Annotated in this window: 10 protein-coding genes; 6 read left to right on the forward strand and 4 right to left on the reverse strand. The window is 54.9% G+C overall.

The genetic code is table 11. The features are described 5' to 3' along the window. Position 1: 1 nt before the first annotated feature. A complete protein-coding gene (locus K8942_00070) occupies positions 2–1,267 on the reverse strand; it encodes a hypothetical protein (GenBank protein UPA22600.1) in 1,266 nt (421 codons plus the stop codon). Positions 1,268–1,363: 96 nt separating this feature from the next. On the opposite strand from K8942_00070, the gene K8942_00075 reads away from it, so the two are divergent. After that, positions 1,364–3,166, forward strand: coding sequence for a glycosyltransferase (locus tag K8942_00075; GenBank protein ID UPA22601.1), 1,803 nt, complete (start codon positions 1,364–1,366; stop codon positions 3,164–3,166). On the opposite strand, the gene K8942_00080 is transcribed toward K8942_00075, so the two are convergent. Beyond that, entirely contained in the window at positions 3,163–4,620 is a 1,458-nt protein-coding gene (locus tag K8942_00080; GenBank protein UPA22602.1) for an oligosaccharide flippase family protein, read from the reverse strand. The two genes, K8942_00075 and K8942_00080, sit on opposite strands and share 4 nt — an antisense overlap. Positions 4,621–4,748: 128 nt before the next feature. Between K8942_00080 and pyrB the strand changes: the two genes are divergently transcribed. From pyrB to K8942_00105, 5 genes are read left to right on the forward strand one after another with little or no spacing between them, the layout of a single operon-like run. Then, positions 4,749–5,666: an aspartate carbamoyltransferase gene (gene pyrB, locus K8942_00085; GenBank protein ID UPA22603.1), complete on the forward strand. Its 918-nt coding sequence runs from the start codon at positions 4,749–4,751 to the stop codon at positions 5,664–5,666. Between the two features lie 20 nt (positions 5,667–5,686). After that, positions 5,687–7,213, forward strand: a complete 1,527-nt coding sequence (locus tag K8942_00090; protein UPA22604.1) for a hypothetical protein — start codon at positions 5,687–5,689, stop codon at positions 7,211–7,213. After that, positions 7,206–8,210 carry a glycosyltransferase family 2 protein gene (locus K8942_00095; GenBank protein UPA22605.1) on the forward strand — a complete coding sequence of 335 codons (1,005 nt, stop codon included), beginning with the start codon at positions 7,206–7,208 and terminating at the stop codon, positions 8,208–8,210. Before K8942_00090 ends, K8942_00095 begins: the two co-directional genes overlap by 8 nt. Positions 8,211–8,269: 59 nt before the next feature. Continuing rightward, complete coding sequence (rfbH, locus tag K8942_00100) at positions 8,270–9,607, forward strand: lipopolysaccharide biosynthesis protein RfbH (GenBank protein UPA22606.1); 1,338 nt, start codon at positions 8,270–8,272, stop codon at positions 9,605–9,607. A gap of 24 nt (positions 9,608–9,631) precedes the next feature. Next, positions 9,632–10,954, forward strand: a complete 1,323-nt coding sequence (locus tag K8942_00105) for a dihydroorotase family protein (protein ID UPA22607.1) — start codon at positions 9,632–9,634, stop codon at positions 10,952–10,954. Here the strand turns inward: K8942_00105 and K8942_00110 are convergent. Then, positions 10,951–11,589: an HAD family phosphatase gene (locus K8942_00110; GenBank protein UPA22608.1), complete on the reverse strand. Its 639-nt coding sequence runs from the start codon at positions 11,587–11,589 to the stop codon at positions 10,951–10,953. The two genes, K8942_00105 and K8942_00110, sit on opposite strands and share 4 nt — an antisense overlap. A 97-nt stretch (positions 11,590–11,686) precedes the next feature. Beyond that, positions 11,687–13,624, reverse strand: coding sequence for a ribonuclease J (locus tag K8942_00115; protein UPA22609.1), 1,938 nt, complete (start codon positions 13,622–13,624; stop codon positions 11,687–11,689). Positions 13,625–13,830: the final 206 nt, after the last annotated feature.

The raw sequence follows: 13,830 nt of genomic DNA on the forward strand, positions 1-13,830 counted from the left end.
CTTACGCCATCTGCTGAGCTTTTCGCTTCATAACAGCATAGCCGGTTGCGGCACCTGTCATCAAAAGCACAACAAGGACGCCCGGGCCCGACTGTGGCAGTCCGGTTGTCGGCTTGCCTGGAGTCACGTTACCCGTGACCGGCGTGGTGCCGGTGCGTGGCAGATCAACGATCTTCTCAATGCCTGCAGAAAGCGATCCATCGACATACACTGCCTGTACTCTCAGGCCGAAACTGCCGGACGGAACGTGCGGCACAGTGATGCCTGACGTATTTTTTTCAAGCGTGCGCGGGTTGCCGAATGTTTCACCGCCGTCAGTTGTCTGCAGTACGCGGATACCGGCAAGGGTACTGTCAGCCGGGAGCTGCCAGGTTGCCTGCATGGTGTAGAGATTGTTTCCTTCACTCTGTGCACGGAGTGCAAATGCAGAGACGTCGGCGCCGGATGGAATCGGCATCGCGGAACTTACGGTCGGGCTGGAGCTGAATGCTGCATTTGGAGCAGAGCCGGCGGCATCACCCATGAAGAGCATAGGAGACTGCATGGAGTCGAGCGGAGTTGCGGCGCCTGTAAACGGATCCGCGCCGGACACGCCATCGCCCACCGTCAGTACGTATGCAATGTTGCGTTCCTGTGTGAGGGTATCGAGACGGACAACAGTTCCTTCCACAGTCAGACGCGTAATGGTCAGAGCATCACCACTGCCGGTTTTAATCGTGAATGCCTCCAGAGCCTTGGCCGGATCAATAGTGACCGGCTGGGTGAAAGTCAGCTCCACACCTGTTGCGGAGAGTGTGCGGACAGAGAGAAGCTGCTGGGCGGATCCCTGCGGGACGCTCAGCTCGGATGAGACGGTTGTCGGCATGCTCGTGACTGGAGCGGCGGAGCTGGCTGCCTGGCCTCCGTTCAGGCTGACACTCGCCTCTTCGGCAAAATACGCACTCTCTTCTCCGTCCGCATTCACTGCAAGAACAGAGACATAGACCATTGGAGAGATCGGCGTGTTCGCGAGTGTGTAACTGTTCACACTTCCTTCGACCGTGTCGTAGTCATCGTATGATCCGTTGTTGCTCAGAATGGATGCGTGACTATAGAAGACGCGGTATGCGGAGACGGATGTATCATTGAGTGGCGTCCATGAGACGAACACTTTCCCGCCCTGAAGCGTTGCTTCAATGCCGGTCACGCTGCCAGGCGCAGCTGCAGCTGCAGCGAGCGGCAGACAGAGGCTCACACAGGCGAGCGAGAGACGAAGAAGTGTGGTCATAAAGTTTGTGTGAATGTTTCCAGTTATTATAGCAAAAATGGGCTTTTACAGCAATGCCCCTTCCGAAAGGCGGAGAGCTGTGTACCATGAACATCCATGCTCTGCGATCTCCTTATTCCGGCGTATAACCACCCGAATCTGCTCAGGGACCTTCTTTTGAGCCTGGAAAAGAACACGGACCCTGCGCATCTGGGGCGCATTCTTATAGGAGATGACGGCAGCGACAGCTTTTCGAAGCGGGAAATGGCCCGTTTGGTGGAGAATTCCGCACTTCCGATCACGCTGATCTCCCGCCCCCACACGCTGGGATTTGGGGCAAACTGCAACGATCTCTTCGCAAAAGCCACGGCGCCGTACTGCATTGTGCTGAATACCGATGTTTTACTCCCGCCCGGGTGGCTGGAACGCATGCTGGCTCCTTTTGGACGTGATCCCACCGTTGCGCTCGCAACACCGCTATCGACGAATGCAGCAAACCACACCATCGCTCTTTTCCCGGGTGAAACCTGGCTCGACGCAGACCGTTCGCTCGCGGCAGGGTCACCTGCGTACCCGGATGACTGCACCGCCATCGGGTTTTGCATGGCTGTCGATCGCGCCAAACTCCTCCAGAATAATCTCCCGCTTTTTGATCCGCTCTTTACAGATGGCTACGGTGAAGACTCCGATCTGCACTACCGCATGCTTGCCACAGGATTCCGCTCCGTCGTCGTTGATAACCTCCTTGTGCATCACATCGGTGGCGCGTCATTTGAGACAGTCGCAACAGTCGATGACATCCGGCAGAACGCGCAGAAGCTATTCAGGAAGCGCTGGGGCACAACACACGACGCACTAGTGCAGCAGTTCGAACTGCACGCGTCACCTACTCTTCGCAACAGACAACCGGCACCGTCTCAGGATCTCGATGTATTGCTGATCCTGCCCACAACAGATTTGCGCTACGGCGGCATCTGGATGGGTGCGACGCTTGTGTCGTCTCTCATGGCAGCCGGAAAAAAGGTGGCAGTCCTTGCAGTCACCAATCCTGTTCCCGGAAGCCTGCGTACGTTCGGACTTGAGGCCTGGGCCGATGACACGCTGATGGGGCAGACCGTCTCATCTATTGGCTGTGTTCTTGCATCCGATGAATCGTCGCTGGATTTGGCCCGACGTGTGGCGCAGAACTATTCCTGCCCCGAGGCAATCCTGCTGCAGGGAATGGAAGTGGCGTTCCGCAGCGGGCGCACTATCCAGACATTCCGTCACTATCAGTCCCTCCCGCATTTCCTCTGTGTTTCTGAGGCACTGGAAGAGTATGCCGCACTCATCAATCCGCACGCGGAAATCACCCCCCTGCGCGCCGGTCCCGATCCGCTCGTTTTCTATCCGCGGGACGCGTCCCGCATGCCGAAAAGCATTGCGATCGGCCTGAATGGCATTCCGGAAAAAGGCGCGAGCCAGGCGCTGGAATTCGCGCTCCTTCTGAAAGAGCGCGGCTTCACCCTGTTCTTCTTTGGATGGGATACGCTTGCATTCGATATTCCCGATAACCTCGGCACAGTCGTCGGTCCGTCCGACCGCAGAGGGCTGGCGCATCTCTTCAGCAGTACGGAATTTCTGGTCGACTATTCCTTCGCCGAAGGCCTCGGCCTGCTCCCGCTTGAAGCGGCTTTCTGCGGCTGCATCCCGGTTCTCCATCCGCACGGCGGGCCGGAATATATTTTTACGGATAGCGAAAACAGCATCATCCTCGGCGGCTATAAAACGCTGAAGCACGACCTTGATCGCATCACTGGCCTCGCTGAAACAGACAAGGCCCGCATGCGGGAAAACATGACGGCGCTGCGGTCGGCGTATGGGCTCCGGGCAGCAATGAAAAAAGCAGAGGAAGCGCTCGACGGGATCATCAACCATTAACCGCGCACACTCTTCACAATGCCGGTTCCCCAGGCAATCACAAGCATCACGCCGCCCGCCACCACAATGCCGATAGCGGTCAGTATGCTCGAGGTCAAAAACGGCGTCATCAACATCAGCACCGAACCCATCAGTGCCGTGTACAGCATCCACTGGAAGATATACGTGCTGCCGTACGTAAACGGCATGCTGCGGATGCTTTGCGGCAGCAGGAAGATCGCGAGGACAACGTGCGTCAGAATCGATGTCATACATGCGCCGACAAATCCGTACGTCGGGATGAGCAGGATGTTGGAAGTGATGGATACAATGGACCCAAGAAACAGTGTGAGCACGAGCGGCTTCCAGTGATGTTTGGTGAGGAGGCTGTAGAACGCAAAGAGCAGAATGCCATTGAAGAACATCGAGAATGCAAGGAGGTGAAGTGCTGTATCAGACCCCGGCTGCATCACGGTCGACAGGTACTGATCTGTCGTGAGAAGCTGCATGAGCGGACGTGACCAGAAGAAGGCAAACAGAAAGAGTGTGGTGCCGAGCAGCAGGATAATGTGGAAAGTTTTGCCGAGCAGCTCCCGCGTGTCCTCTCCTTTTTCAGATCGCTCACTCAGAATCGGCAGGGTGGAATTCAGCAGGAAAGTCGGGAACAGATACGCCATGTCCATCGCGCGCTGCACGAATCCGTAATAGGCGTTTTGCAGTGCAAAGTCCGGACGCAGAATGCCGATCAGCGTGACATCGGACTGGCGGTAGAGAGCGGTGCACAGGAATGCCAGACCGTAGGGAAGAGCCTGGAGAAAGGCCCGCCTGATCATCACACTGTCCCACTGCGGACGAATGCGGAGCAGCCGGCCACCAAAGATCACCGAGAAGACAAAGAGCAGCATTGCCCCGATGCCGCCAAAGAGGAGGAAGAGATGGTAATAAAACGGATCGGTACTTTGCCTGAGGCCCATTGCGACAATCACCGCCGTCAGCCCGACGGTCAGAATGCGCTGCGACACTTCCGCAATGAACACGTAGTGCATGCGGTACTGCACCTGGAACACCGTACGGACAATGCCGGCAAGCAGTGTGAAGAATGGCACAAAGGCTGCGATCGTAATACCGAGCGGCAGCGGTGTGCCGCGCCATGCAGGAATCAGCCAGGCAACGATCAATGCGGTGCCGAGCGAGAGACACAAAATCAGAATGCGAAGCGTGAGCAACACGCCAAATACTTTCTCGCGTTCTTTCCCGCTCACCTTGCTCACCTCTCTCACGGCAACTGCATACAATCCGAAATCCGCGAGGATGCCGAAAATCTGCAGGAAGCCGTAGGCGGTGTTATAGGCACCGGCCAGTTCTTTTGTGAGTCCGATCGCAATCAGCTTCACGGTCACTATCGACAATGCGGCCATGGTGACCTGGCTGGCGACCTGCCAGAGCGTCGAGGATGCGATTTGCTTTTGGGACATGGGGCTAGGGTATAGGTTATAGCTTCTAGCTTCTAGGCCCAAAGGGCACCCCTTGGGTCTTTTAGCTGGATTGCTGTTTTTAAATGAAACCTTGAAACCTATCACCTATAACCTATAAGCTGCCGCTAATGCCACTGCCCTTCCAGCACCTCACATCCACTAAACAGCTCGCAAGAGCCGATGCGGATCTGATTTTGAAGATGGCGGCGGAGATGGACAGTGTACTCTTGAAAGGCGGAGATGATCGTCTGAAAGGAAAAATTCTCGCCTCACTCTTTTACGAGCCGTCCACACGCACGCGCCTGAGCTTCGAATCCGCCATGCTGCGTCTGGGTGGGAACGTCATTACGGCGGACGGTTTACAGTTCTCCTCGATGTACAAAGGCGAGACGATTGAAGACACGATCATGATGGCCAGCGGCTACAGCGATATTATTGCCATGCGCCACCCGGAACAGGGATCTGCGGACAAAGCGGCTGCCGCGAGTCTGGTGCCGTTCATCAATGCAGGAGATGGCCCCGGTCAGCACCCGACACAGGCACTGCTCGATCTCTACACCATCCAGAAAGAGCGCGGCACGGTCGATGGCCTGCATGTCGCGATGGTCGGTGATCTCCTCTACGGACGCACCGTTCATTCCCTTTGCTATCTGCTTGGCCTCTACAACGATATCCGCTTCACCTTCATTGCGCCCGAGCAGCTCCCGATGCCAGAAAAAGTGACAAGCTACCTGAAGGAAAAGGGAATCGCCTACATCGAAACAACCGATCTGGCAGCCGGTCTCGATGCAGACATTCTCTACATGACCCGCGTCCAGAAAGAGCGCTTCGAGAACATCGACGAATATGAATCGCTCAAGCTGAAGTACGTGCTCACCGCCAATCAGCTCACAGGGAAAAATGTGACCGTCATGCACCCGCTTCCCCGAGTCGGAGAGATTGCCACAGATGTCGATGCGCTTCCGACTGCCGCATACTTCCGCCAGGCAAGAAACGGTGTGCCGGTCCGCATGGCGCTCCTTTCGCTTCTGTTGGGAGCGGACTAAGTCGCTGATACCATGCGGTGGTGCCCGCTTTTTTGACGCGCATCATCAGCATATCGTCGCCTGCTTTTCCGGTTGTGCTTATTCTGCCACTCGCGGTCGTCTATTTTGCCTGCTTTCAGTCACAGCTTTCCCAGAAAAATACCGCTTACTTTGGTGGTGACACCTGGGAATATCAGTCGATGGCGGTGAATTTTGCGTATGGTCATGGCGTAAATACGTTTGGCGGCGTGGAGCCGTTTGAGACGTATCAATTCGGGAGCATGGAATGGAATGCGGCTGATACGGGGATGAGTAATGCGACATATCTGGATCAGAAGAGGCGCTTTACGGTTGATGGACGCGGAGATGGATCAATGAATACGTTTCGCATGCCGCTCTACACTGTTTTCCTGGGGGTGATCTATGCAGTCGCAGGTGTGCATCCGCTCATTGCCAAGAGTATCCAGCTACTGCTTTTGACACTTGTAGCGGGAGGATTGCCCTTACTCGGTTCCCTCTGGTGGAAGAAAAAGGGAATGATCGCAGGCCTTCTTGCCGGTGCGCCATCCGTCGCCGCAACGGTACGATTTGCCGATGTGATTTTGGTCGAGTCACTCGCAATCGCTGTGCTCTTTCTGTGTGTGCTAGGCGGTGTATGGTACGAGAGGCGCCCGGGTGCCGGTCGCGCGGCGCTGCTCGGAGCCTTACTCGGTTTGTGTCTGCTCACAAAATTATCGCTCATTCTGCTGCCATTTCTTTTGTTTTTCCTGATCTGGTGGCGCCACCCGCGGCACTATGCTCACTACATCCGCGACATGCTGCTCATCGTCAGCATTGCACTCATTACCGTCTTGCCTTGGTCGATCTACGCCAGCGTCCGCTCACACACATTTGTCATCTTTTCGACGGAATCCCACAATCAGGGATTATTCGATGCGCATAACGAATACACAGCGATTGATGGAGAGTGGCATCCGGAATGGGAAACAGATCCGCAGAGCGCGTATAACACTGATGGGATGGAGGAGTATGCAGACGGTGTACGTATTGCACATTTCTATCTCCAACACCCGACCCGCATGATCCGTCTGCCGCTCAGTAAAATGGTCGCTGCCTTTACGGTCGTTCCGTCTATCGTCCTTCTTGTTGTTTTTCTGATGCTGGAAGGACTCATGGGATCGCTTCTCACTCGTAGATCTGTTCGATTGGCCGCACTCGTCTTCGGCCTGAGTGTATGGTGGATGCTGATGGATGACAGAATGCTGTATGCAACACTGATGCCGCTTGTGAATACGCCGTATCTGTGGGGATTGCTTCCGGGGGTGACTGCCATCATCGCACTACTGCTCCGTCGCGTTTACATGCCATCATTCCCGCCCATCCCGCTGATGGTGACCGCAGTTGCGCTCAACTTTGTCCTGATGATGATTCTCGTCATGTCAGATTCAGCCATCTACATGAGTCGCCATGTGAAGGTGGCGGAATTTTTGTGGATACTGCTTGCGGCCCTTATGCTCGTGCACTGGATTGCCGCGCTCATCACACCTTCTCTGCAGACCCATGACTAAGTCCATAGACGCATCGCAGGTTTCCATCATCATTCTGTACTGGAATGGATATGACGATACGCGCGCAACGATCCAGTCATTGCTGCACTGCACACCGACTGCTGCGGAGATTGTCGTCTGCGACAACGGGTCCGACATCAATGGCGCTGCTTTGTTTAGCAAAGAATTCGGTGATACCATCCGGTGTGTTCGCTTTCCGGAAAACTACGGAGTGACAGGAGGATTCAACGCAGCAATCAGTCAGGCAGATCGTCCATTTGTTGTGATACTGGACGATGATACAGAGGTGACAGAAGGATGGCTGGAGGCATTACTGGCAGCCATGGAAGATCCGCAGGTTGCAGCCTGCCAGCCCAAATTCCGCTCGCTGCGCGATCCTGCATTTTTTGATTACAACGGCAGCTCTGGAGGATATCTCGACCGGTTTGGCTACCCGTTCACGCGCGGACGCATCATCCATACTGTGGAGAAAGACAGGGGTCAGTATGACACGCTCTGTGACATTCACTGGACCAGTGGCGCATGCATGATGTTTCGCAGAGCATTATGGGACAAGCACGGTCCGTTTGTGCATTTCCATGAAGTGGATCTGTGCTGGCGTTGGCGCAATGATGGCTATCGGATTGTATCCGTTCCATCATCTGTCGTGCGGCACAAAGGGGCACCTCTGCGTTCGTATGCTCCACAGCGCCTCTCTACGTATCACCGCAACAATCTACTCACCATCCTCTCGCTAAGTTCCCCGTTACAACTCATCACAGTTCTCCTTCCGCGCCTCTGCCTGGAGTGGGTGACGATTGTCTATTATCTCTGCACTGGACACATTGCCGCCGCGTGGGCTGTCTGCCGCGCATTTTTCTCATTCCTCATTCACGTACCGCAGACCGTCATCCATCGCCCGCGGGCAAAACGCTACGCACCACTTTTCCCCCGCAGCATCGTCTGGGCCTATTTTATCCGTCGCCGCAGAACATTCAGTGAACTTCTCTCGCGCTAAACAATTGCCGAACGAATTGGGACATTGTACGGTGACTACCTTGTTTCTTTCTGTGCCGTATGACACATGAATCGCTCAGGTCAGAGATTCTCCAGCTGGTGGAACGGTACAGTGTAGAACGATGGCCGGCGCAGACATTCCGGCCGGGCGTAGACCTTATCCGTATCGCAGAAACGATATTTGATGCACAAGAAATATCTGCTCTCACAAACATTGCACTCGATTTCGCACTGGTCACCGGTGAGCAGACAGATCGTCTGGAAGCCGCACTCGCACAGTACATCGGCGTGAAGCATGCGATGCTCACCAATTCCGGATCATCCGCCAATCTCCTCGCTATTACAGCCCTGATGTCCCCGCTCCTGCGCGATCGACGTGTACAGCCCGGAGATGAGGTCATCACTGCAGCGGCCTGCTTCCCCACCACTGTAAATCCGATTGTGCAGAACGGACTGATTCCTGTGTTTGTGGACAGTGCTTTCCCCAGCTGCAACATCGACGTCGGCGCTATCGAGCGTGCCATCACACCGCGGACAAAAGCTGTCATTTTCGCACACACCCTCGGTAATCCTGCCGATCTCGACGCACTCGTTGCGCTGACGGAAAAGCATCACCTCTGGCTGATTGAAGACAACTGTGACGCACTCGGCAGTCTGTACAAAGGCAAAAAGACCGGATCATTCGGGCATCTATCGACCGTCAGCTTTTATCCTGCGCACCACATGACAACAGGCGAAGGTGGCGCTGTGTTTACGGATGATCCGCTCCTCAAAAAAATTGTGGAGTCCGTGCGCGATTGGGGCCGCGACTGCTGGTGCAAGCCGGGCAAAGAAAATACCTGCGGCATGCGCTTTGGCTGGCAGTGGAAGCATCTGCCGGAAGGATATGATCACAAGTACACCTACAGCCACATTGGCTATAACCTCCGGATGACCGATATGCAGGCGGCCATCGGCCTTGCCCAAATGCAGAAGCTGCCATCATTTGTAGAGAAACGAAAACAGAACGCCATCTCGCTCCGCGAAAAAATCCAGGATCTCGAAGAATTCTTTATTCTTCCAACTCCGCTCGATGGCGCAGAGCCCAGCTGGTTTGGGTTCCCGCTCACCGTTCGCGACCCTGCCCGTCTCGATCGCGTTCGTGTGACCGCCGCTCTCGAAAAATCACTGATTGCCACGCGCCCGCTCTTTGCCGGAAACATCATCCATCAGCCCGCGTATCAACATGTCCAGTATCGCGTTGCAGACACGCTAGAAACCGCCGACCGCATTATGCGCGACACATTCTGGGTCGGGATTCATCCGGGTCTTACAGAGGCACATCTATCGTACATGGCCGGGCAGCTGCACCAGATCTGCCGGCAATCGCATTCGGTGATTCCCTTGGACACAGAATAGTGTCTTTCTGCTACTATTAAACCAATGACGCGCACCCTCCTCCACGGCGGCACCATCATCAGCGATGGCATTGAATCAAAAGACGATGTGCTGATCGAACACGGGAAAGTATTGGAGATCGCCCGCTACATTGAAGACGCCGACGAAACTATCGACGTAACCGGGAAAATCCTCACGCCCGGCTTCATTGATTGCCACGTCCATTTCCGCGAGCCGGGACTGGAACACAAAGCAACCATGAAAACGGAAGCCGCCTCTGCAGTCGCAGGTGGTGTCACCACGGTGTGTGAAATGCCGAATACCATTCCCCCGACCAATACCGCTGCTGCGCTTGCGGATAAAATCCGCCGTGCCGCAGAGATTAAAGACTGCGATCTGCATTTTTTCTTCGGCATCACGGAAGATGCACACCTGGCAACACTCATCGAACTGATGAGTTCCAGCGCAGAAGAATCCATCAGACTGCGCAACCGTCTTGCGGGTGTGAAAATCTACCTCGACCATTCCACCGGAGATCAGAAAATTGCCGATGCACTCCTCGACGGAGTCTTTGCTGCCTGTGCCGCACATGACCTGACGCTCGTTGCACATTGCGAAGATCCCGCCACCAATGCGCAGGCCGCTCTCCAGAACACACGTACAAACATTGCTGCGCACTCTCTGGTTCGCCCGGCGCAAAGCGAAGTCATCGCCATTGAACGCGCGATTGAACTCGCACAGGATCACGACACGCGGCTGCATATCGCTCATCTCTCGACTGAAGGCGGCATCAATGCTGTGCGTGATGCGAAACTCGAAGGCATCAACGTGACCTGCGAAGTTGCCCCGCATCATCTCTTCCTCACGACAGACGACTACGAACGTCTGGGAACGCTTGGCAAAATGAATCCGCCTCTGCGCTCCCAAAAGCACCGCTTCGCGCTCTGGCAGGGAATCATCGACGGCATTGTCGACTGTATCTCGACCGATCATGCCCCGCATACACTCGAAGAAAAGCAGGCAGGCGAACCGCTCAAAGCGCCATCCGGAGTGCCGGGTGTCGAAACCATGATCCCCCTCCTCCTTTCCGTTGCTGCGAAACACTGGCCGAATCCGGGAGAGCAGAACGCAGCGTGTCCGAAGCTCAGCATCAACGATATTGTCCGTCTTTGTTTTGAGAACCCGAATCGCATTTTCAAGCTCGGAAAACAGAGCATCGCGAAAGAGCATACGGCGGATATTGTCGTCATCAACCCGGAAGCAGAGTGGACCATCGATGCGAAAAAGCTGCATAGCCTTTGCGGCTGGAGTCCGTTTGATGGGTGGACCGTGAAAGGGCGGATTGATCGTGTGCTGAGTGCCCGTTAATTGATTGTCTTCAGTACATCGCTGATATGTGTGATTTCGTAATCCGCAGGCTCTCCTGAGTAATGCGTATGCGGGCCACGGACCAGGCAGCTTTTCATCTTTGCTCTTTGTGCAGCCATCACGTCAAACCCCTGATCGCCGATGAACAGGCACTGTTCGGGTTGTACACCAAACAGCCGGGCAACCATCAGGAGTCCAGCCGGATCGGGCTTCCCTTTTTCAATACCGGGCGTGGTGGTTGTAATAATCAGATCAGTCTTGTTGCGAACGCCCAGTCTGACGTTGGCTGCATCTACAAAGCCGTCTGTGGAATTCGTGACAATGGCAATCTTTTCGCGGGCCTTGCGCTGTCTTGCAAGAATCTCCTCGGCTGATTCTAGCCACTCTGCATTTTCCTGCAGCCACTCAATGTGGTGCGTGTCACGGATCCGCCGGAATTCATCGATATCCTCCTGCGGGAGATTCATGTCTTTCAAAAGGTCCCGCAAACGGACGCCCTGGCCATTCAGCTCACCGAAGTCTTTGGGGAAAGGGAGGGCAAATTCTTCAAAAGCCAATTTGGTAGCACGGACGTGCGACTCGTTTGAGTCTGTAAGAGTGCCGTCCAGATCATAAATGCGGAGAAGTCCGTTCATGGGCCGGATACAGTAAATGAGACTGTGGTTTTAGGAAAGGGTCTTACAAAAAAGAGGCAGGATAACCCGCCTCTCTTCTTTTGCATGAGCGTATTCTTTAGACCTCTACAAAGAGAGGGATAACCATCGGTTCGCGATCGAGCTTGCGGTCGAAGTACCGGTATAAGGCTCCCGTCACCGCACGTTTGAATTCTTTGCGGTCGGTAGTGCCTCGTCCGAGTTCTTCTTCGTAGGCTTTCTTTGCAGCGGCAATCACTTCGCTCATGATTTCCGTTTGTTCCGATCCGTAGATCAGACCGCGGGTAATCACATCGGGGTCGCCGACGAGTCTCTTGCTTTCGGCATAGACTTTGAAGAGCACAATGATCGCACCGGCGCCGCTCATGACCTTGCGGTCTGTGAGAACTTTCTGGCCTTCGCCGGCAGCACCGCGTCCGTCGATAATCACATCGCGGAACGGGGCTTTCTGCTTGCTCTTCCGGAGCGCTCCCCCGGTTTCAAATTCGAGGATTTCGCCGTTGGTGAGCAAGTGGATCTGGTTGTCCGGGTAGCCGATCTTGCGTGCGAGGTCCGCGTGCGCAGCGCGCATGTGCGGTTCGCCGTGTTCAGGAATCACGTGACGGGCGCGGACCAGGCGGTGCATCAGGAGGATGTCGTTCTGGTAGCCGTGACCGGTGGTGTGGAGTGCAAATTCGCTGTTGGTCTTCACGACTGCACCCTTGAGGTACAGATTGTTTACGACCTTCGCGACAGCGCGCTCGTTTCCCACAATCGGATTGGAGCTGAGGATCACCGTGTCGCCTTTCTTCACGTTGACTGCTCTGTGCGTCCCGAGTCCCATGCGGGCGAGGCCGGCCATTTCTTCACCCTGGCTTCCCGTGGTGATGATAATGACTTCGTCGTCGCGCAGCTTCTCCATGCCCGGGCTCGCTTTGCGGACGAGTCCGCGCGGCGCTTTCAGGTATCCGAGATTCATCGCGATTTCGACGTTGGTTTCCATGCTGCGGCCGGAAAGATAAATCTTGCGATTCGTTTCCTTGGCAACATCAATCACCTGCTGCACGCGGTTGAGGAGGCTACTGAAGGTGGAAATGATCACTCTTCCTTCGGCACCTGCAATGAGGTTCCGGATGGTATCCGCAATTTCGCTTTCACTCTTTGAGTTACCCGGCTTGGTGGCATTCGTGGAGTCTGCAATGATCGCGAGCACACCTTTCTGCCCGAGCTCGGAGAGTCTCTGGAAGTCTGCAGGCGGTTCGTTCATCGGCGTTAAGTCGAATTTGAAGTCTCCCGTGTGCAGGATGGTTCCGTACGGTGTGTGTACCGCAATGGCTGCGGAATCCGGAATGGAATGCGTGACGCGCAGGAATTCAACTTGCACTTTGCCAAACACAACCTTCTGTCCGTAGGGCACGACGTTGGAGTTGGCTTTGCTTGTAATGTTTTCTTCATCAAGACGCTTCTTCACAAACGCCATCGTCAGCTTTGTGCCGTACATGGGTGGGAAGTGGAGTTGCGGAAGGAGATGCTGCACTGCACCGATGTGGTCAAGGTGACCGTGTGTAAAGAGCACAGCCTTGATCCGGTTTTCGCGTCCCTTGAGGCACGTGATGTCCGGAATGAGATAGTCGATACCGAGCATATCGTCATCCGGGAACTGAAGTCCCAGGTCGATAATAAAGATGTCTCCATCGACTTCGAGGACGAAACAGTTGCGTCCGACCTGCTCGAATCCTCCGAGAGGATAGAGCTTGAGTCCGCCGCGCTTACCGTCGACCTGCATTACGGGTTGCACTGCACCCTGTGTCTGTTCACGCTGAGCGGGGCGCTGACCCTGTTGCGGGCGCGGTCCACGCTGGCCGTGACGATTATGTTGCGGAGCGCGAGCTCCTGCCTGTGGTGTTCCAGCGGCATTCTTCTGAGGGCCAGTAGCCCCCTGCTGGGTAGGCTGCTGTCCGTTTTTGGGACGATCAGTGTTGGTCGCGCCCGGAGTCGCAGCATTGTATCGCTGCAACCAATCTTTCACCGTTTTCATAAAACGTTGGTATTGAAAATAGAAATGAACTGCTTTCAGCGTACACTCCCCTTGACGGGAAAGCAAGCTCACTCTTGTTGCAGCATCGAGTTTTTGGCTTAAGATCAATGTTTTTTTATCAAGATTTTTTGTTCCTGTTAGAAAGTAGGAAGGAGATCAGTAGGTTGCAGAAACTTTTCAAAAAGAAATTCCATCAGCCCTGCTCC

The organism is Candidatus Peribacteria bacterium (assembly GCA_023038255.1).
Lineage (GTDB): Bacteria > Patescibacteriota > Gracilibacteria > Peribacterales > Peribacteraceae > CALREJ01.

Coding starts and splice junctions, on each gene's coding strand:
- K8942_00070 (UPA22600.1), bottom strand. CDS start 1,267: ATGACCACACTTCTTCGTCTCTCGCTCGCCTGTGTGAGCCTCTGTCTG.
- K8942_00075 (UPA22601.1), top strand. CDS start 1,364: ATGCTCTGCGATCTCCTTATTCCGGCGTATAACCACCCGAATCTGCTC.
- K8942_00080 (UPA22602.1), bottom strand. CDS start 4,620: ATGTCCCAAAAGCAAATCGCATCCTCGACGCTCTGGCAGGTCGCCAGC.
- pyrB (UPA22603.1), top strand. CDS start 4,749: ATGCCACTGCCCTTCCAGCACCTCACATCCACTAAACAGCTCGCAAGA.
- K8942_00095 (UPA22605.1), top strand. CDS start 7,206: ATGACTAAGTCCATAGACGCATCGCAGGTTTCCATCATCATTCTGTAC.
- rfbH (UPA22606.1), top strand. CDS start 8,270: ATGACACATGAATCGCTCAGGTCAGAGATTCTCCAGCTGGTGGAACGG.
- K8942_00105 (UPA22607.1), top strand. CDS start 9,632: ATGACGCGCACCCTCCTCCACGGCGGCACCATCATCAGCGATGGCATT.
- K8942_00110 (UPA22608.1), bottom strand. CDS start 11,589: ATGAACGGACTTCTCCGCATTTATGATCTGGACGGCACTCTTACAGAC.
- K8942_00115 (UPA22609.1), bottom strand. CDS start 13,624: ATGAAAACGGTGAAAGATTGGTTGCAGCGATACAATGCTGCGACTCCG.